Source organism: Mesorhizobium sp. M1142 (assembly GCF_040318565.1).
GTDB lineage: Bacteria > Pseudomonadota > Alphaproteobacteria > Rhizobiales > Rhizobiaceae > Mesorhizobium.
The window spans coordinates 65,464-83,021 of record NZ_JAMYMK010000020.1 but is presented as its reverse complement, the minus strand read 5'-3'; the positions used below and the strand labels follow the sequence as shown (position 1 = coordinate 83,021).

Here is a 17,558-nt window from a genome sequence, read left to right as displayed (position 1 = left end):
CAACAGGAGACCTGTCATGAACAAGATCGACATGCCGTCAGCAGGCACGCTCAAGGAAGGCAGCGAACGCTACAAGTCGGGCGTCATTCCTTACAAGAAGATGGGCTACTGGGAGCCGGACTACCGGCCCAAGGAGACCGACCTGATCGCCATGTTTCGGATCACGCCGCAGGCCGGCGTCGACCACGAGGAGGCGGCCGCCGCCGTCGCCGGGGAATCCTCTACCGCGACATGGACGGTGGTGTGGACCGACAGGCTGACCGCCTGCGAGCTTTATCGCGCCAAGGCGTTCAAATCCGAGCCGGTGCCGAACACAGGTCCAGGCACCAGGATCGAGCAACAGTACTTCGCCTATATCGCCTACGACCTCGACCTGTTCGAGCCCGGCTCCATCGCCAACCTGACTGCATCGATCATCGGCAACGTGTTCGGCTTCAAGGCCGTCAAGGCCTTGCGGCTCGAGGACATGCGCATCCCCGTGGCTTACCTCAAAACCTTCCAGGGCCCGGCGACCGGCATCGTGGTGGAACGCGAGCGGCTCGACAAGTTCGGCCGACCGCTGCTCGGCGCGACGACGAAGCCGAAGCTTGGCCTGTCAGGCCGCAACTACGGCCGCGTCGTCTACGAGGCGCTGAAGGGTGGCCTTGACTTCGTCAAGGACGACGAGAACATCAACTCGCAGCCCTTCATGCATTGGCGCGACCGTTTCCTCTACTGCATGGAGGCTGTGAACAAGGCGTCGGCCGCCACCGGCGAAGTCAAGGGCCATTATCTCAACGTCACCGCCGGCACGATGGAGGAGATGTACGAGCGCGCCGAATTCGCAAAACAGCTTGGCTCCTGCATCGTCATGATCGACCTCGTCATTGGCTATACGGCGATCCAGTCGATGGCCAAGTGGGCACGCCGCAACGACATGATCCTGCACCTGCACCGGGCCGGCAACTCGACCTATTCGCGCCAGAAGAACCACGGCATGAATTTTCGCGTCATCTGCAAATGGATGCGCATGGCCGGCGTCGATCACATCCATGCCGGCACGGTGGTCGGCAAGCTGGAAGGCGACCCGCTGATGATCAAGGGGTTTTATGACACGCTGCGCGAGGAGCGCACGCCGCAGAACCTCGAAACCGGGCTGTTCTTCGATCAGGACTGGGCCTCGCTCAACAAGGTGATGCCCGTCGCCTCGGGCGGCATCCATGCCGGCCAGATGCACCAGTTGATCCATTATCTCGGCGAGGATGTCATCCTGCAGTTCGGCGGCGGCACGATCGGCCATCCGGACGGCATCCAGGCCGGCGCGACGGCCAATCGCGTCGCGCTGGAGGCGATGATCCTCGCCCGCAACGAGGGCCGCGACTATCTGCGCGAAGGGACCAAGATCCTCGAACAGGCGGCCAGATGGTGCACGCCGCTCAAGGCGGCCCTGGAGACGTGGAAGGACGTCACCTTCAACTACGAATCGACCGACACGGCCGATTTTGTGCCAACCGCAATGCCGAGCTTCTAGACGAAAGGAACCGTCGCCATGATGACCAATCCGGGAAACAAGGTCACGCAGGGACAGTTTTCGTTCCTGCCCGAGCTAACCGATGAGCAGATTTCGGCGCAGATCAAATACGCGCTGAAAAACCACTGGGCGGTCAGCGTCGAATACACGGACGATCCGCATCCGCGAAACACCTATTGGGAAATGTACGGCAACCCAATGTTCGACCTGAGGGACCCGGCGGGCATCCTGCTTGAAGTCAACAATTGCCGGAAAGCCATGCCCAACATGTATGTCCGGGTCACGGCCTTCGATTCGACCAAGGGCTGGGAAGCGCCGCGCATGTCATTCATCGTCAACCGGCCACCCAATGAACCCGGCTTCCGGCTGCTGCGCCAGGAGCGCGACGGCCGCAGCCAGGGCTATTCGATCGTGCCTTATGCGACCGACAGGCCCGAAGGCGAGCGGAGCTAGCCGAAGCCATGCTGGACGCGATAGCAAAGGGCGCTGCCGCGCAGGGCGAATCGGTTGATCTGCAGGCCGAGTTCGAAGCGTCTAACATCGACGAGGTGATGGATAAGCTCGACCGCGAACTTGTTGGCCTGAAACCTGTCAAGACCCGCATCCGCGAGATCGCGGCGCTGCTCCTGGTCGACCGACTTCGCCGCAAGTTCGGGCTGACCTCGGGCGCGCCGACGCTGCACATGAATTTTACGGGCAATCCCGGCACCGGAAAGACCACCGTGGCGCTGAGGATGGCCGAAATCCTGCATCGTCTCGGCTATGTCCGCGAAGGGCACATGGTCGCGGTGACGCGAGACGATCTCGTCGGCCAGTATGTGGGCCACACCGCGCCCAAAACCCGCGAAGTGATTAAGCGCGCCATGGGCGGGGTGCTTTTCATCGACGAGGCCTATTATCTTTACAAGCCCGAGAACGAACGCGACTACGGTCAGGAATCGATCGAAATCCTGCTGCAGTGCATGGAAAACAACCGTGACGATCTGGTTGTGATCCTCGCCGGCTACAAGGACAAGATGGACCGCTTCTTCGACAGCAATCCCGGCATGCGCTCGCGCATCGCCCATCACCTCGATTTTCCCGACTACGGCGTCAGCGAACTCAAATTGATCGCCGAGATCATGCTGGCGGAACAGAATTACCGTCTCAGCGAAGCGGCGGCCAAGGCGCTCGAAGAGTATCTCCCGATCCGCATGCGGCTGCCGCATTTCTCCAACGCCCGATCGGTCCGCAATGGGCTCGACCGGGCGCGGCTTCGCCAGGCCAACCGGCTTTTCGCGTCGCGCGACCGGGCGTTGACGAAAACCGATCTTATCACCATCGAGGAATCCGATATTCGCGGCAGCCGCGTATTCGCGGAAGGTAAGCTCGAAGGCGAACCAGAGACGAAGGCGCGCTGACAAGATGACGCCGGTTGGTGCGCAGCGACCGGAAACGGACGACAGAATGGGAGTCGACGATCATGGATACCAAGACAATCATCGCGCCCTCGGTGCTTTCTGCGGACTTCTCGCGGCTCGGCGACGAGGTCGAAGCGGTCGTCCGGGCGGGTGCCGACTGGATCCATCTCGACGTGATGGACGGCCATTTCGTCCCCAACATCACCTTCGGTCCGGCGGTGGTCAAGGCGATCCGTGATCGGACGGACAAGGTCTTCGATTGCCATCTGATGATCGCGCCGGCCGACGCCTATCTCGCCGCCTTCGCCGATGCCGGCTGCGACGTCATCACGGTGCACGCCGAGGCCGGGCCGCATCTCGACCGTTCGCTGCAGGCAATCAGGAATCTCGGCAAGAAGGCCGGCGTGTCGCTGAACCCGTCAACGCCGGAAAGCGTGATCGAATATGTGCTCGACCGGCTCGATCTTGTGCTTCTGATGACGGTCAATCCGGGCTTCGGCGGCCAGGCATTCATTTCGGCTGTCGTCGACAAGGTTAGGCGGGTCAAGGCGCTGGTCGGCCAACGTCCGATCGACATCGAGATCGACGGCGGCGTCACGCCCGAGACCGCTCCGCTGGTCACCGCGGCCGGCGCCAATGTGCTGGTCGCCGGCTCGGCCATCTTCAAGGGTGGCACCGAGGCTGCCTATCGTGCCAATATCGACGCCATCAGGCAGGCGGCCAACGGGTCGATCCGGAAAGCCGCGTAAACCGTCACATCGGAGTGCAAATATGGCGGCAATCCCACCTGTCTGCGATTTCGGCTGGCAAGCCATCGATGCCGTTTTGCCCGGTGTCGACGGCAAATCGCATTCCATCTTCAGCCACGCCGGTCCGAACGGGCTGGTGGTGGCCTTCATCTGCAACCACTGCCCCTATGTGAAGGCGGCGATTCCACGCATCGTCCGCGACGCCAACGATCTCAAGGCCGAGGGCATTGGCTTCGTCGCGATAAACTCCAACGATGCCAACGCCTATCCGGAGGATTCCTTCGACAACATGAAGCTCTTCGCCGGGACGAACGGCTTCACTTTCCCTTACCTCCACGACGAGCGCCAGACGGTGGCGCGTGCCTACGGAGCCGTTTGCACTCCGGATTTCTTCGGGCTCAACAACGAGTTGACGCTGCAATATCGCGGCCGGCTTGACGCGTCGCGACGCGACGTTGGACCGCCTGGGCTCAGGCGCGATCTGTTCGAGGCGATGAAGCAGGTTGCCCGAACCGGCGACGGACCGCTGGACCAGATCGCTTCGATCGGCTGTTCGATCAAGTGGAAGGATGCTGCATGAACGTCGGCGCAGGCAGGCCGTTTCGATCGCCCAAGGCGATCCTTTTCGATCTCGACGGTACGCTGGTCGATTCGGCGCCTGATATAACGGCCGCCGTCAACGAATTGCTGGCCGGCCGCGATCTGCCGCCGCTGCGCCTGGATCAGGTCAAGGCCATGATCGGCGGCGGCATCAGGAAACTGGTCGAACGAGCCTTCGCGGCTTCCGGCACGCCGCTCCTCGGCAGCGCGCTCGATGAGACCAACCGCGTCATGGCGCCGATCTATCGCAGGCATCTGACCGGCCGCACGATGCTGATGCCTGGCGTCAGGGAGGTTCTCACGCACTTGCATTTGAGCGGAATAGCCATGGGCGTGGTGACCAACAAGCCGCAGTTGGCGGCTCGCGAAATCCTGCTGCATTTTGGGCTGACGGACTATCTCGGCGCGATCGTCGGGGGAGACGCGGTGACATACTTGAAGCCGGCGCCAGACGCGCTGTTGCTGGCGCTCGACCAGCTTCAGGTCGAACCTCGTGATACGCTGATGGTCGGAGACAGCAGCGCCGACGTGGCCGCCGCCCGCGCAGCCGGCATGGCAGTCATTCTGCTGCGTGGCGGATACAGCCAAATTCCCGTTGAAGAGCTTGGCGCCGACCTCGTTTGCGACAGCCTGTTCGATCTGCCGTCCGCGATGCAGACGCTGCAAGATGCTGCGTGACCCCAAGCGCAAAGCCCAGGCCAACGCCGGCCGGGCGCAGTCCAAATGGCTGGCGGTACCGCGTTATTTGGAGAATTGCTTCAGGTAGGCAATGACATTGGCGATGTCCTCGTCCTTCTTGAGGCCGACAAACGCCATCTTCGTTCCTTTGACCATCGCTTTGGGATCGCGAAGGTAGGTCGTCAGCGTGGCTTCGTCCCATTTGACGCCCGACTTGCCGGCCTCGGTCATGGCCTTGGAATAGCTGAACCCCGGATGCGTGCCGGCCGTTCGGCCGATGACGCCGTTCAAGGACGGACCGACCTTGTTCTGGTCCTTGTCTGCGACGTGGCAGACCTTGCATTTGGCGAAGACCTTCTCACCCGCCGCGGCATCCTGGGCCTGAGACTGGGTAGTGACAAAGGTGGCAACGGACACGGCGGTGAAAAACGCGACTGCGCGCATGGCATTTCCTCATTGATCGTGTGAGGGCCCTGGATAATTTACGCGTGTCGATGCCTTGGCCGCCGGCATCCATTTTTGTGCGGGAGAGCGAACTATTCTCCTTCCTCCCCGGACTGGCAGCACCTGCACGCCTCGAAAAGCTAGCCTGCCGATGAAGGAAGTCAATCGTACAAAGGTCCTGTTTCGTTTCCCGACTGCGCGAAGGGTGTAGCGACACGCGGTCCACATCGTTGACGCCTATTGGCCGAACGCGTAGCCTTACTCCAACCGGTTTGCTGTTGGGCACCTCCAGGAATCCGCGCAACTCCAAAGCACGAACTCTGGAGAGTTCGCCGCGCAGGCGACGATAAGTGCCAAATGGACATGGTCGATCTCATATTAACGGTGTGCCTTAGCGCCAATCCGGGCAATTGCCGAGATGAGCATCTCTATTTCGAGAGCCGCGGCTCTCTGTTCCAATGCATGTTCCTGGCGCCCGCCGAGATCGCAAAATGGTCTCAGGAACATCCGAGGCTCAGGGTCGTGCGCTGGAAATGTGCCTTTCCGAGCAAGGAACGAGCGATTTGATCGGCATTCCTGGTTCGTCGAGGCCCTGAAAGGGGAGACGCCATGATGATTTCGCGGCGCGCGACGCTGCGCTTGGCGGCTGTGGGGGCAGCCGCCATCCTCGCCTCAAAGCCGGTTGCCGTCTTTGCGGCCGCTAAGGTCCGAATTGGTGTCCTGAAGTTCGGCACCGTGAGCTGGGAACTCGATACGCTGAAACGCCACAAGCTCGACGAGGCCAACGGGATCGATCTGGAAATCGTCTACTTCGCCGGGGAGGATGCGACCAACGTCGCGCTGCTCGCCGGCGCGATCGACATGATCGTGACCGACTGGCTGTGGGTCTCGCGCCAGCGCTCCGAGGGCGGCGACCTTACATTGGCCCCTTATTCGACCGCCGTGGGGGCAATCATGGTGAAGGAGGAATCGCCGATCCGGACGGTCGTCGAGCTCAAGGAAAAGAAAATCGGTGTCGCCGGCGGCCCGCTCGACAAGAGCTGGCTACTGGTCCAGGCGCTGGCCAGACGCGATCACGGCGTCGACCTGCCGGCAGCCTGTGACGTCGTCTTTGGCGCGCCGCCGCTGATTTCTGAAAAGGCGATGCAGGGTGAACTCGATGCAGTACTCAATTTCTGGCATTTCTGCGCCCGGCTCGAGGCCAACGGCTTTCGTCGGTTGATCGGCGCCGATGATGCGGCGAAAGCGCTTGGTGCCTCGGGCGCCGTATCGGCGCTCGGCTACGTCTTCCACGACCAATGGGCGAACGACAATCCGGATGCCGCCCGGGGCTTCGTCAAGGCCTCCAAGCAGGCCAAGGAGTTGCTGGCCAGATCCGATGATGAATGGCTGCGCCTGGCGCCGCTCATTCGCGCAGAAGGCAAGGAGCTGGAAAAACTGCGCGACCGCTATCGCCAGGGCATCCCCAGACGGCCGGTCGCCGAAGAAGCGCGCGATGCGGGCAAACTCTATCACGTGCTGGCCGCGATAGGCGGCGAGAAGCTGGTTGGCAGGGCGCCCGAGATGGCGCCCGGCACGTTCTGGCCGGAACTCGCGAAATGACCCGAACGGAAGACAAGTCGGGTCGATCCGGCTTTGCGACGGTGACACCAGCGCCGACGGTAACGGTTTCCCTGCTGGGACTTTGCCTGCTGTGGAGCCTCGCGGACAATCTGTGGCAAAGCCGTGCTTTCCCCTCACCAGGGCAGGTCTGGCAGGTGCTGCTCAGGGAAGCGGCGAGCGGCGACCTTTTTTATCACCTTGGCGCGACGCTCGGACGGGTTGCTGCGGCGTACGTCGTCGCAATGATTATCGGCTCGGTCATCGGCGTCATCCTCGGCAGCTGCCGCGGTGCGGACCGGTTCTTCAGTCCGTGGGTGGTCCTGTTTCTCAACATTCCCGCGCTGGTGGTCATCGTGCTTGCCTATATCTGGTTCGGCCTCAACGAGGCGGCGGCGATTGGCGCAGTTGCCGTGAACAAGATCCCGAACGTCGTGGTGACGATGCGCGAAGGCGCCAGAGCGTTTGATCCGCGTTATGCCGAAATGGCCGCCGTCTACCGCTTCGGCCCACTCGAGCGCATCCGCCATGTCCTGCTGCCGCAACTGCAGCCCTATTTTGCCGCGGCCTCGCGGTCCGGCATCGCTCTCATCTGGAAGATCGTCCTGGTGGTCGAACTGCTCGGCCGTTCCAATGGTGTCGGCTTCCAGATCTATCTCTTCTTCCAGCTCTTCGACGTCGCCGCCATCCTTGCCTACACGCTGGCTTTCGTGGCGGTGATGCTTGTCATCGAACTCCTCCTGGTGCAGCCCATTGAACGACATGCAACCCGTTGGCGCGGTCGTCCCGCTTAGGGTCGACATCGCTGAAAAGACCTTCAGGTCCGCGCAAGGCGTCTCGATCACGGCGCTTCAGGGTCTGTCTTTCGAGGTCCGGCAGGGCGAATTCGCCTGTCTGCTCGGGCCGTCGGGCTGCGGCAAGACCACGACGTTGCGCATCCTGCTTGGACTGGACAAAGACTTTTCCGGCTCTTTCCAACTGCCGCAAGGCGGCTCGAACCGCATCGCCGCCGTGTTCCAGGAGCCGACTTTGCTGCCGTGGCGGACCGTGGAGCAGAATGTCAGGCTGGCGCTGCCGAAAAGCCTAAGAGCGAAGAGTCTCGACGAGCTGTTTGACACTCTCGGACTCGCCGGCATCGACTCGCTCTATCCGGCGGAGCTTTCGCTCGGCCTTGCGCGCAGGGCAGCGCTTGCCAGGGCCTTCGCCACCGAACCGGCGATGCTTTTCCTGGACGAACCCTTTGCCTCCCTCGACGAACAGACCGCCGAGCGGCTTCGGCACCTGCTTTTGACCGTGTGGTCGGCGCGGCCCACGACCGCCTTGATGGTAACGCACAATCTGCGCGAGGCACTGATGCTGTCGGACCGCATCATCGTGCTTGCGCAGCGCCCGGCCCGTGTGCTCGGCATGTTCGACGTAGGCTTGCCGCGGCAACATCGCAACCCACAGGTGATGAGCGACCTTTTGCTGTCGTTCCACCAAAAATTTCCGGGCGTGGCCTGATCGCCTTACGGCCTCGAATGCGGATTGCAAGGTATTTCGCAGCCAATGGCCAATAGAAATGGCGGCACTGTGAGGCACCGCCACGCGTGCCTGTTCCGCCTGACTAAAAGCAACGTACGTCGGCTTCAGCCTGCGCGCGTTTCAGTTCCGCCCGCGCCGCCTTCGCTGGCGCGCTTTCGCGAAACAACCCTGCCGCCTCCCCTGTCGTCAACGACATACTTTTGAAGGTCTCCGCCCTCTCATAGTGATCGTAGGGGAGGATCGAGGCGATAACATCGATCGAGCAGGAACAGCTTTCAAGCGCCTGACGTGTCTGGCCATTTGTTTGCATGCAGCCGAGCACGTAATCGGCAATCGTTGCCGTCGGGTAGTCTCCCGCGGCGCTAGCCGGGTTCGCAAAGGCCAGTGTCGCCGAAAAGACCAGCGGTAGGATAAAAGACCCAACAGATCTGATCATGAGGGAACCTCCAGTTGGTCTGGACACGATGTATCCGGACAGGATCATCGCCCCAATTGGCGACGTACCGCAAAGCCAGTCAAGCTCCCATGGCCTGCTTATAGGACCAAAGGAGGAATGCCCTGTCGACCGGCAAAAGGTGGATTCACGGCCCGCTGCGCACCCCGCTTCCAGCGGTCATTTCATGCCTCGCCCACTATCGGCAACCAACCAGACGCACGCATACTTACCCAGAAGCGCCCTTGTAAATTACATGGAAATAAATTCAACACGAATCGTGCCAATAATACAATAACAATAAGGATATTATATATGTCGGCCGCTGGCAGTCATTCTAGCAATAGTGCCACTCAGGATACTTCTCTTGTTTGTATCTTTATATTGCCATGCACCATAGTCGATATTGCACCGCAACATCACCTCAGGGTTTTTGCTTGCTCGGCCGTTTGCGATGACATAGCTTTTTCCCTGTTTCCGGCTTCAAGAGCGCCATTGTCAGGGAGCGGTGGCAGTCTTTCGAAGGCCAAGTGGGGCGGGCAATAACGGTGCCCTCTGCTTGTCGGGGTAGGTCGTGACAGCTGCCGGAAATTACTTCCCCACATGAATCGCTTGGGCAGGCCCCTTGTGGGCTTGACGGTCGATTCGTCACTGTGAACCTCGGGAGGATTTCGGATGCGTGTACTTGCGAAAACTACCTACATACTGACGACCGCGGCTTTTTTGTCGCTCGGCGCTGCTTATACGGCTTCGGCCAATGAAGACCTTGCAAAGCTCGCATCGGATGCGAAGAACTGGGCGATGCAGACGGGTGACTACGCCAACACCCGCTATTCCAAACTCAACCAAATCACTGCGGACAATGTAAAGAACCTGCAGGTCAAATGGAGCTTTTCCACCGGCGTGCTGCGCGGTCACGAAGGCGGGCCGCTGATCATCGGCGATGTGATGTATGTCCACACGCCTTTCCCAAACAACGTCTATGCTCTCGACCTCAAGAACGACGGCAAGATCCTGTGGAAATACGAGCCCAAGCAGGACTCGAACGTCATTCCGATCATGTGCTGCGACACGGTCAATCGCGGTGTCGCCTATGGCGACGGCAAGATCATTCTCAACCAGGCCGACACCACCGTCGTCGCGCTCGATGCCAAGACCGGCAAGGTCGTCTGGTCTGTCAAGAACGGCGACCAGACCGACGGCGGAAAGGGCGAATCCGGCACGTCGGCACCCGTAGTCATCAAGGACAAGGTGCTCGTGGGCGTCTCCGGTGCTGAATTCGGTGTTCGCGGCTGGCTGGCCGCCTACAATCTGAAAGACGGCAAGCTTGCCTGGAAAGCCTATTCGGAAGGTCCTGATGCAGACACCCTTCTCGACGCCGAGAAGACGACCCATCTCGGCAAGCCCGTCGGAAAGGATTCCGGCACCAACACCTGGGAAGGCGAACAGTGGAAGACGGGCGGCGGCACGACATGGGGATGGTATTCCTATGATCCCAAGCTGAACCTGGTCTATTACGGCACCGGCAATCCCTCGACGTGGAACCCGGTCCAGCGCCCAGGCGACAATCGCTGGTCCATGACAATCATGGCTCGCGACGCCGATACCGGTGTTGCCAAATGGCTCTACCAGATGACCCCGCATGACGAGTGGGACTATGACGGCATCAACGAGATGATTCTCGTCGATGGCATGGAGGTCAACGGCGCCAAGCACGACGTGCTGGTGCATTTCGACCGCAACGGCTTTGCCTACACAATGGATCGCGCTACCGGCGAACTTCTCGTTGCCAAAAAATACGATCCGGCAGTGAACTGGGCGACGGAAGTCAACATGGATCCCAAGAGCGACCAGTACGGCCGCCCGCAGGTCGTCGCCAAGTATTCGACCCAGCAGAACGGCGAAGACACCAACTCGACCGGTATCTGCCCGGCCGCGCTTGGAACCAAGGACCAGCAGCCGGCCGCCTACTCGCCGAAGACCGGGTTGTTCTACGTGCCGACCAACCATGTCTGCATGGACTATGAGCCTTACAAAGTGAGCTACACCGCCGGTCAGCCCTATGTGGGCGCCACCGTGTCGATGTATGCGGCGCCCGGCGGTGACGGCAACATGGGCAACTTCATTGCCTGGGATGCAGCCAAGGGTGAGATCGTCTGGTCGAAGCCCGAGCAGTTCTCGGTGTGGTCGGGCGCATTGGCGACAGATGGCGACGTCGTCTTCTATGGTACCCTCGAAGGCTACATCAAGGCGGTCGATAAGGACGGCAAGGAACTCTACAAGTTCAAGACCCCCTCCGGCATCATCGGCAACATCACGACCTACGAGCATGACGGCAAGCAGTACATCGCCGTTCTGTCCGGCGTGGGGGGATGGGCCGGTATCGGTCTGGCAGGTGGGCTGCTTTCGCCCGACAACGCCGCTGCCTGGCATGGCGCCGTTGATCAGGGCCGTGCGCAGGGCGACCAGGCCGCAGTGGTTGGAACCGCCGGTCTGGGTGCCGTCGGCGGTTACGCGGCACTTGCCGACTATACGACACTGGGCGGCCAGCTCACCGTCTTCGGCCTCCCGGACTGATAACCGGGAAGAGCCTTACGACTAGGTTCGAAAAGAGAGCCCGGGTCACCCGAAAGCCGGGAACCGGGCTCTCGATTGCGCCGCGCACCCAAGCACCGATCAATGCCGAGCACGACGGCAGCCAGTGTCCCTGGCCAATGAAGGAAGAGTCTGAATGATCGTTCGCATTGCAGTTTCCGCTCTCGCCCTGATCCTGCTGCCTCTGGCCAGCTCAAGTCTGGCACGGGCCGAAGACAGCATGGAAAAAGCCAAGGCGGTGAAGCAAGAAGGAGGCAAATATCTAGATGCGGACGGAAATCCGACCTACAAGATCGAAAACGGAACCGTCGATTGGTACACGTTCAGCGGGTACCGCCGGTATCACTCCGATTGCCATGTCTGTCACGGACAGGACGCAACGGGTTCGAGTTATGCGCCTGCCCTGGTCAATAGTCTGAAAACCATGGATTACGCCACGTTCCTCTCGATCGTCGCCGAGGGCCGCAAGAATGTCGGCGGCGGCAAGGAAAACGTCATGCCTGCCTTTGGCGACAACAAGAACGTCTACTGTTACCTGGACGACCTTTACGTCTATCTGCGCGCGCGCGCCGATGGCGCGGCACCCCGCGGCAGGCCGCCCAAGCACGAAAACAAGGCTCAGGCAGCCAAGGATGCCGAAGCATCCTGCATGGGTGGATGATATGACCGGCTGCACTACATCGAAGCTGCGCGTCGTTCTGCCGATCCTCGGCGCGCTCGCCTTGCTGCCATCGAACGTTCTGGCGCAAAATGCCGGGCTTGGCGCTGCGGGCGAACTGGTGGATCCCAACATTCTGCGCGTCTGCGCCGATCCCTCGAATATGCCCTTTACCGACAAGAACGGCCAAGGCTTCGAAAACAAGCTGGCTGAACTGGTTGCCAAGAAGACGGGGCGGAAATCAGTCGCCTACACATGGTTTCCCACTGTCACCGGCTTTGTGCGCAACACGCTGGGGGCCAACCGATGCGACATCATCATGGGCTACGCCCAAGGCGACGAACTGGTGCAGAACACCAACGCCTACTATCGCTCCGCCTATGTGCTCGTATACCCCAAAGGCAACGGCATGGAAGGCATCGAGACGATCGAAGACCCGAAACTTTCAGGCAAGAGAATCGGCGTCGTCGAAAGCACGCCGCCAACCGCCAACATGGCCGCCAACAAGCTTCTGCGGACCGCCAAGATCTATCCACTCGCGGTGGATACGCGTGTCACTCCTTCTATGGGAGAGGTCATGATCAAGGACATGCTCGCCGGCAAGATTGACGCGGCGGTCCTGTGGGGGCCGATGGCAGGTTACTATGCCAGGGAACTCGGAGCCGATGTCACCATTGTTCCGCTGCTGAAGGAAAAAAAAGGCTCGCGCATGTCCTACCGCATCACCATGGGCGTACGTCCGTCCGACCAGGAATGGAAGCGGACGCTCAACCGGGTGATCAGGGAGAACCAGGCGGAGATCACCAAGCTCCTGCTGGGTTACAATGTGCCGCTGATTGACGAGCACGACAATCGGATTACGCAATAGTCGGGATGGGTGAGGAGGAGGACAAACCTGCGCGATGAAAAATTGAAGAGAAAGACTACGGCTACTTTCGATCGTTTTGTTTTTCGGCCTTTCAAAACCTTGTGTTTCATTTGTCCATTTGAGACGTGATGGACGAGCCATTGCTTCGGTGCCCTGCAATGGTTGGCTAACCACCGGATCGGCCCCTTCGGGCTGGTAGAAGAGGAGAAATGTTATGAAGAAGAGCTGGACAAAACCGACCATGTGTCAGGTTGCTGCGGGCTTTGAAATTTCGCGGTATCTGCCTGCTGAGATTACTCCCAAGAAGTAGGCCGCAGAGGTGCGTGTCCCTGGCAACAGGGGCACGCATCCCCTTGCCGCATGGGATTTTCGTGAAAGATTTTGAGGCACGCAAAGCGAGCGGGACGTTTTTCGCGGCTGCAAATTGGCTGCTGGTCAGAGAAGCCGCGAGGCGGGCGTTTTCATGCGCTTGAGAATCATCGGATCGGCGGCCGGCGGTGGCTTTCCGCAATGGAACTGCAATTATCGTCTGAGCCGTGCGGCTCGCACCGGGATGGCTGGCGTGTATTCGCGAACCCAATCAAGTGTCGCCGCGTCGGCGGATGGGGTCGGCTGGGTTCTGTTCAACGCCTCACCCGACATTCGCCAGCAGATCGCGGCAACGCCTGAATTGCAGCCCGCGCACGATGCGCCGCTGCGCTCGACGCCCATTCGCGCGGTGGTGCTGACCAATGCCGATGTCGATCATGTCGCCGGCCTGCTCAGCCTGCGTGAGCGGCAGCCTTTCGCTATCTATGCAACGACACAGGTTCTGGCGACGCTGGAGGCGAATTCGATTTTCAATGTCCTCGATCCGGCGCTCGTGCCGCGACGCATCTTGCCGCCGGCGCAAGAACTGGCGATCTGCGACGCAGACGGCCACGACACCGGGGTGGCTGTCGAGAGCTTTCCCGTGCCCGGGAAGATAGCCCTCTATCTCGAAGAAAGAGGTCAGCCGGATGCGAATTTCAGCTCTGACGCTGGCGACACGATCGGCGTCCGTATCGCCGGTGCCGGCAGTCGCGGCTCCGTCTTCTACATCCCCGCCTGCGCCCGCATCGATGCGACCCTGCGCACGCGTCTAGCCGATGCCGCATGCCTTCTGTTCGACGGCACGGTCTTCACCGACGACGAGATGATTGCTGCCGGCGTCGGCGAAAAGACCGGTGCCCGCATGGGGCATCTGGCAATGTCGGGAGACGCGGGGTCGATCGCCGGCTTGGCCGATGTGAGGATCGGCCGCCGCGTCTTCGTCCATATCAACAACACCAATCCTGTTCTGGACGAGAATTCTGCCGAGCATGCAGCAGTCGAAGCGGCGGGCTGGGAAGTGGCCCGCGACGGGATGGAGATGGACCTTTGAGTGATTTCCACCACGCAGCCAGCAACGGCCTGTCCTCCGGAGAGCTCGAAGCCGTGCTGCGGCAAGTCGGTGCCGAGCGCTATCACAACCGCCATCCTTTCCATCACAGGATGACCACCGGTGCGCTGTCGAGGACCGAGATGCAGGCCTGGGCGCTGAACCGCTATTGCTATCAGGCTGTCATTCCGCGCAAGGATGCCATGATCCTCGCGCATGCCGAGGATCCGGCGTTTCGCGCCGCCTGGCGCAAACGCATCGAGGATCATGACGGCGAGGACGGCTGGAGCGGCGGTATTGCGCGCTGGTTGCACCTGGCGACCTCGCTCGGTCTGGATGCCGACGCGGTGAAGAGCGAGAGGCTGGCCCTGCCGGCGACACGTTTTGCGGTTGGCGCTTACCTCTCCTTTTGCACGAACCGGACCCTGCTGGAGGCGGTCGCGTCGTCGCTGACCGAGATGTTCTCGCCGCTCATCATCGGCGAGCGGGTACCCGCGATGCTGGCCAGATACGATTACATCACCGAGGATACGCTGGCCTATTTCAGCCGACGGCCCGAACAGGCCTCACGCGACGCCGACTTCGCTCTTGCCTATGTGCTCGAACATGCCGACACGGCGGAACGCCAGCAGCGGGCGATCGATGCACTCGTGTTCAAATGCGATATACTCTGGGCCATGCTCGACGCGCTTCAACACGCCTATGGCGAGCCGGGCAATATCCCGCCCGGCGCCTTCCGTGCGGAGGCCCCATGATGGCACTGCGCGAAAGAGCCATGGTGTCGCCGCAGTCGGTTCCATCGCTGCCGAAGCACGTGCGCATACAGTATGACCCCGTGCGTCAGGCGTTCGCCGTGCTTTCGCCTGAAAAGGTGTTCTGGCCAAACGACATCAGCCTCGACATATTGCGCCGCTGCGATGGGCGGTCCACGGTCGGCCACATCATTGCCGGCCTTGCCGCAGATTATGATGCCAAACAGGAGGCTGTGGCGGCCGATGTCATTGCCTTCCTGCAGGAATGGTCGGACAAGCTGCTGGTGAAGCTATGAGCGAGCCCCCTCTCCCCCCGATCGGCATGCTGGCGGAACTGACGCATCGCTGCCCGCTGCAATGCCCCTATTGCTCCAACCCGCTCGAATTGCTGAAGGCCAATCGCGAACTCGACACGCAGAGCTGGCTCGACTTGTTCTCGCAGGCGGCCGATCTTGGCGTTCTCCAGGTGCATCTGTCTGGCGGTGAACCGACGCTGCGTCGCGATCTTGAGCAATTGATCGCCGGGCTTTCGGCGCGTGGCGTCTACACCAACCTGATCACCGCCGGCGTCGGCATTGCGGATGGCCGTATCGAGGCATTTGCCGAAGCCGGGCTCGACCATCTGCAACTGAGCTTTCAAGGCGCACGGCCGGCGACCACCGAGCGCATCGGCAATCACAGGGGCAGCCACGAAAAGAAGCTGGAAACGGCACGCCGCGCCCGCGCGGCCGGCTTGCCGCTTACCATCAACGCGCCGATCCATCGCCACAATATCGAGGAGGTACCGGAATTCATCGATCTGGCCCTTTCGCTGGATGCGGAGCGTCTCGAGATAGCCAACGTGCAGTACGCCGGCTGGGCGCTGACCAATCGCGATCAGCTGATGCCCGAGCGTGCTGCCGTCGATCGGCAGGCGGAGATCGTCGCGGAGGCGCGCGAACGGCTCACCGGCATCATGAACATCGATTTCGTCACGCCGGATTATTTCGCCATCTATCCCAAGCCGTGCATGGGCGGCTGGGCGCGCGACGCCTTCATGGTGACGCCAGACGGCACCGTACTGCCATGCCATGCCGCCCAGACCATCCCGTCGCTCAGCTTCGAGCGTTTTGGACCTCGCAGCCTGGCCGCGATCTGGACCGATTCCCCGGCATTTAATGCCTTTCGAGGCACGGACTGGATGCAGGAGCCCTGCCGCAACTGTGAGCGGCGCGAGATCGACTGGGGCGGCTGCCGCTGCCAGGCGATGGCAATCGCCGGCGACGCCGCCGTGACGGACCCGGCTTGCGCGAAATCGCCGATCCATGCGCGCATGGCAATGCTGATCGACGAAGCCCAGCGCGCTGCGACGGTTCCTTCGAAGGACGAACTGTTCGTCTACCGGCGTATCGGCGTCGTCACCGAGCCGGCCTGACTGCCGACCTATTCCTACGGACTTAGCCTCGTGAAAGCCGTTCGGCATGCCACGTCATATGGTCCTGCATGAATGTCGAAATGAAAAAATAGGAGTGATCGTAGTCATCCTGCATCCGCAATTTCAACGGAATGCCTGCTTTGGAGCACGCGTCTTCGAGCAGCCAAGGCCTGAGGCCCTCCTTGAGGAAACCGTCTGACGTCCCCTGATCGACGAGGAATTCCGGGAAACGGTATCCGTCCTCGATGAGCGAAGTGGCATCGTAGCGCCGCCACGAGGCCTCATCCAGGCCGAGATATTTTTGGAAAGCCGGCTTCGACCAGCCGGCTGTGCTTGGTTGCACGATCGGCGCGAAGGCCGAGCAACTTCTGAAACGCGCGGGATTTTTCAGTGCGATCGTCAGCGCGCCATGCCCGCCCATCGAATGGCCGAAGATCGACTGGCGCGCCATATCGGCGGGAAATTCGCGCCCGATTACGGCTGGCAGTTCCTCGACGATATAGGAATACATGCGATAGTTCTTGGCATACGGCTCTTGCGTGGCGTCGAGGTAGAAACCGGCGCCGGTGCCGAACTGCCAATTGTCCTTTTCATCTGGAATGTCGGCACCACGCGGGCTGGTGTCGGGACACACGACGATGAAGCCAAGTTTGGCGGCAATACGTCTGTATTCGCCTTTTTCCATTACATTCGCATGGGTGCAGGTGAGTCCGGAGAGGTACCACACCACGGGGCAACGCCTTTCCCGCGCCTGCGGAGGCACGAAAATGGCAAACGTCATTTCGCACGAGCAGCTCGTCGACAGATGAGAGTAAACGTGCTGGGCACCGCCATGCGACTTGGCAGTCGAGACGAGTTTCAGGTGCTCTGGCATATATTCTTCTCCACCAATTTTTGACCGCCGACCATAGCCTCTACGACGTCGTGGGCGGTCG

General features: G+C 60.9%; 20 protein-coding genes. 17 read left to right on the top strand and 3 right to left on the bottom strand.

The window, feature by feature from the left end; genetic code table 11:
- The first annotated feature begins 16 nt into the window (after positions 1 to 16).
- From NKH42_RS25950 to gph, 6 genes are all read left to right on the top strand, one after another.
- Complete coding sequence (locus tag NKH42_RS25950; RefSeq protein ID WP_502896185.1) at positions 17 to 1,510, top strand: ribulose-bisphosphate carboxylase large subunit; 1,494 nt, start codon at positions 17 to 19, stop codon at positions 1,508 to 1,510.
- 18 nt (positions 1,511 to 1,528) lie between these two features.
- Entirely contained in the window at positions 1,529 to 1,963 is a 435-nt protein-coding gene (locus tag NKH42_RS25945) for a ribulose bisphosphate carboxylase small subunit (protein WP_023678835.1), read from the top strand.
- An 8-nt stretch (positions 1,964 to 1,971) separates the two neighbouring features.
- Positions 1,972 to 2,910: a CbbX protein gene (gene cbbX / locus NKH42_RS25940; protein ID WP_352507749.1), complete on the top strand. Its 939-nt coding sequence runs from the start codon at positions 1,972 to 1,974 to the stop codon at positions 2,908 to 2,910.
- 62 nt (positions 2,911 to 2,972) lie between these two features.
- Positions 2,973 to 3,659: a ribulose-phosphate 3-epimerase gene (gene rpe, locus NKH42_RS25935; RefSeq protein ID WP_352507748.1), complete on the top strand. Its 687-nt coding sequence runs from the start codon at positions 2,973 to 2,975 to the stop codon at positions 3,657 to 3,659.
- Positions 3,660 to 3,681: 22 nt separating this feature from the next.
- On the top strand, positions 3,682 to 4,239 hold the full coding sequence (locus NKH42_RS25930) for a thioredoxin family protein (RefSeq protein ID WP_352507747.1): 558 nt from the start codon (positions 3,682 to 3,684) through the stop codon (positions 4,237 to 4,239).
- The gene (gene gph, locus NKH42_RS25925; RefSeq protein ID WP_352507746.1) at positions 4,236 to 4,937 is read left to right on the top strand and encodes a phosphoglycolate phosphatase; all 702 of its coding nucleotides are present in this window, start codon (positions 4,236 to 4,238) and stop codon (positions 4,935 to 4,937) included. Before NKH42_RS25930 ends, gph begins: the two co-directional genes overlap by 4 nt.
- 63 nt (positions 4,938 to 5,000) lie before the next feature.
- Here gph and NKH42_RS25920 read toward each other — a convergent pair whose 3' ends face one another.
- Entirely contained in the window at positions 5,001 to 5,381 is a 381-nt protein-coding gene (locus NKH42_RS25920; protein ID WP_352507745.1) for a c-type cytochrome, read from the bottom strand.
- A 357-nt stretch (positions 5,382 to 5,738) separates the two neighbouring features.
- Here NKH42_RS25920 and NKH42_RS25915 point away from each other — a divergent pair, with 357 nt between their 5' ends.
- From NKH42_RS25915 to NKH42_RS25900, 4 genes are read left to right on the top strand one after another with little or no spacing between them, the layout of a single operon-like run.
- Positions 5,739 to 5,948, top strand: a complete 210-nt coding sequence (locus NKH42_RS25915) for a hypothetical protein (RefSeq protein WP_352755629.1) — start codon at positions 5,739 to 5,741, stop codon at positions 5,946 to 5,948.
- Positions 5,949 to 5,990: 42 nt separating this feature from the next.
- The gene (locus NKH42_RS25910; RefSeq protein WP_352507744.1) at positions 5,991 to 6,983 is read left to right on the top strand and encodes an ABC transporter substrate-binding protein; all 993 of its coding nucleotides are present in this window, start codon (positions 5,991 to 5,993) and stop codon (positions 6,981 to 6,983) included.
- A complete protein-coding gene (locus NKH42_RS25905; protein ID WP_352507743.1) occupies positions 6,980 to 7,774 on the top strand; it encodes an ABC transporter permease in 795 nt (264 codons plus the stop codon). The genes NKH42_RS25910 and NKH42_RS25905 overlap by 4 nt, the downstream gene beginning before the upstream one ends.
- Positions 7,743 to 8,483, top strand: coding sequence for an ABC transporter ATP-binding protein (locus NKH42_RS25900; RefSeq protein WP_352752831.1), 741 nt, complete (start codon positions 7,743 to 7,745; stop codon positions 8,481 to 8,483). The genes NKH42_RS25905 and NKH42_RS25900 overlap by 32 nt, the downstream gene beginning before the upstream one ends.
- Positions 8,484 to 8,586: 103 nt before the next feature.
- On the opposite strand, the gene NKH42_RS25895 is transcribed toward NKH42_RS25900, so the two are convergent.
- The gene (locus NKH42_RS25895) at positions 8,587 to 8,940 is read right to left on the bottom strand and encodes a hypothetical protein (protein WP_254819802.1); all 354 of its coding nucleotides are present in this window, start codon (positions 8,938 to 8,940) and stop codon (positions 8,587 to 8,589) included.
- A 672-nt stretch (positions 8,941 to 9,612) separates the two neighbouring features.
- On the opposite strand from NKH42_RS25895, the gene NKH42_RS25890 reads away from it, so the two are divergent.
- The 7 genes from NKH42_RS25890 to pqqE all read left to right on the top strand — a co-directional run bounded on the left by NKH42_RS25890 (position 9,613) and on the right by pqqE (position 16,623).
- Positions 9,613 to 11,514: a methanol/ethanol family PQQ-dependent dehydrogenase gene (locus tag NKH42_RS25890; RefSeq protein WP_352507741.1), complete on the top strand. Its 1,902-nt coding sequence runs from the start codon at positions 9,613 to 9,615 to the stop codon at positions 11,512 to 11,514.
- 154 nt (positions 11,515 to 11,668) lie between these two features.
- Entirely contained in the window at positions 11,669 to 12,193 is a 525-nt protein-coding gene (locus NKH42_RS25885; protein WP_352507740.1) for a c-type cytochrome, methanol metabolism-related, read from the top strand.
- A gap of 1 nt (position 12,194) precedes the next feature.
- Positions 12,195 to 13,058: a substrate-binding domain-containing protein gene (locus tag NKH42_RS25880; RefSeq protein WP_352507739.1), complete on the top strand. Its 864-nt coding sequence runs from the start codon at positions 12,195 to 12,197 to the stop codon at positions 13,056 to 13,058.
- Between the two features lie 463 nt (positions 13,059 to 13,521).
- On the top strand, positions 13,522 to 14,460 hold the full coding sequence (gene pqqB, locus NKH42_RS25875) for a pyrroloquinoline quinone biosynthesis protein PqqB (RefSeq protein WP_352507738.1): 939 nt from the start codon (positions 13,522 to 13,524) through the stop codon (positions 14,458 to 14,460).
- Positions 14,457 to 15,212 carry a pyrroloquinoline-quinone synthase PqqC gene (pqqC, locus tag NKH42_RS25870; RefSeq protein WP_352752772.1) on the top strand — a complete coding sequence of 252 codons (756 nt, stop codon included), beginning with the start codon at positions 14,457 to 14,459 and terminating at the stop codon, positions 15,210 to 15,212. The genes pqqB and pqqC overlap by 4 nt, the downstream gene beginning before the upstream one ends.
- Complete coding sequence (pqqD, locus tag NKH42_RS25865) at positions 15,209 to 15,505, top strand: pyrroloquinoline quinone biosynthesis peptide chaperone PqqD (protein ID WP_352752774.1); 297 nt, start codon at positions 15,209 to 15,211, stop codon at positions 15,503 to 15,505. The genes pqqC and pqqD overlap by 4 nt, the downstream gene beginning before the upstream one ends.
- Positions 15,502 to 16,623, top strand: a complete 1,122-nt coding sequence (gene pqqE, locus NKH42_RS25860) for a pyrroloquinoline quinone biosynthesis protein PqqE (RefSeq protein ID WP_352507735.1) — start codon at positions 15,502 to 15,504, stop codon at positions 16,621 to 16,623. Before pqqD ends, pqqE begins: the two co-directional genes overlap by 4 nt.
- Before the next feature lie 22 nt (positions 16,624 to 16,645).
- Here the strand turns inward: pqqE and fghA are convergent, their stop codons facing one another.
- Positions 16,646 to 17,497 carry an S-formylglutathione hydrolase gene (fghA, locus tag NKH42_RS25855; RefSeq protein WP_352507768.1) on the bottom strand — a complete coding sequence of 284 codons (852 nt, stop codon included), beginning with the start codon at positions 17,495 to 17,497 and terminating at the stop codon, positions 16,646 to 16,648.
- Positions 17,498 to 17,558: the final 61 nt, after the last annotated feature.

Excerpts from the sequence above, each read along its gene's own strand:
- NKH42_RS25950 (WP_502896185.1), top strand. The coding sequence starts at position 17 with ATGAACAAGATCGACATGCCGTCAGCAGGCACGCTCAAGGAAGGCAGC.
- NKH42_RS25945 (WP_023678835.1), top strand. The coding sequence starts at position 1,529 with ATGATGACCAATCCGGGAAACAAGGTCACGCAGGGACAGTTTTCGTTC.
- cbbX (WP_352507749.1), top strand. The coding sequence starts at position 1,972 with ATGCTGGACGCGATAGCAAAGGGCGCTGCCGCGCAGGGCGAATCGGTT.
- rpe (WP_352507748.1), top strand. The coding sequence starts at position 2,973 with ATGGATACCAAGACAATCATCGCGCCCTCGGTGCTTTCTGCGGACTTC.
- NKH42_RS25930 (WP_352507747.1), top strand. The coding sequence starts at position 3,682 with ATGGCGGCAATCCCACCTGTCTGCGATTTCGGCTGGCAAGCCATCGAT.
- gph (WP_352507746.1), top strand. The coding sequence starts at position 4,236 with ATGAACGTCGGCGCAGGCAGGCCGTTTCGATCGCCCAAGGCGATCCTT.
- NKH42_RS25920 (WP_352507745.1), bottom strand. The coding sequence starts at position 5,381 with ATGCGCGCAGTCGCGTTTTTCACCGCCGTGTCCGTTGCCACCTTTGTC.
- NKH42_RS25915 (WP_352755629.1), top strand. The coding sequence starts at position 5,739 with ATGGACATGGTCGATCTCATATTAACGGTGTGCCTTAGCGCCAATCCG.
- NKH42_RS25910 (WP_352507744.1), top strand. The coding sequence starts at position 5,991 with ATGATGATTTCGCGGCGCGCGACGCTGCGCTTGGCGGCTGTGGGGGCA.
- NKH42_RS25905 (WP_352507743.1), top strand. The coding sequence starts at position 6,980 with ATGACCCGAACGGAAGACAAGTCGGGTCGATCCGGCTTTGCGACGGTG.
- NKH42_RS25900 (WP_352752831.1), top strand. The coding sequence starts at position 7,743 with ATGCAACCCGTTGGCGCGGTCGTCCCGCTTAGGGTCGACATCGCTGAA.
- NKH42_RS25895 (WP_254819802.1), bottom strand. The coding sequence starts at position 8,940 with ATGATCAGATCTGTTGGGTCTTTTATCCTACCGCTGGTCTTTTCGGCG.
- NKH42_RS25890 (WP_352507741.1), top strand. The coding sequence starts at position 9,613 with ATGCGTGTACTTGCGAAAACTACCTACATACTGACGACCGCGGCTTTT.
- NKH42_RS25885 (WP_352507740.1), top strand. The coding sequence starts at position 11,669 with ATGATCGTTCGCATTGCAGTTTCCGCTCTCGCCCTGATCCTGCTGCCT.
- NKH42_RS25880 (WP_352507739.1), top strand. The coding sequence starts at position 12,195 with ATGACCGGCTGCACTACATCGAAGCTGCGCGTCGTTCTGCCGATCCTC.
- pqqB (WP_352507738.1), top strand. The coding sequence starts at position 13,522 with ATGCGCTTGAGAATCATCGGATCGGCGGCCGGCGGTGGCTTTCCGCAA.
- pqqD (WP_352752774.1), top strand. The coding sequence starts at position 15,209 with ATGATGGCACTGCGCGAAAGAGCCATGGTGTCGCCGCAGTCGGTTCCA.
- pqqE (WP_352507735.1), top strand. The coding sequence starts at position 15,502 with ATGAGCGAGCCCCCTCTCCCCCCGATCGGCATGCTGGCGGAACTGACG.
- fghA (WP_352507768.1), bottom strand. The coding sequence starts at position 17,497 with ATGCCAGAGCACCTGAAACTCGTCTCGACTGCCAAGTCGCATGGCGGT.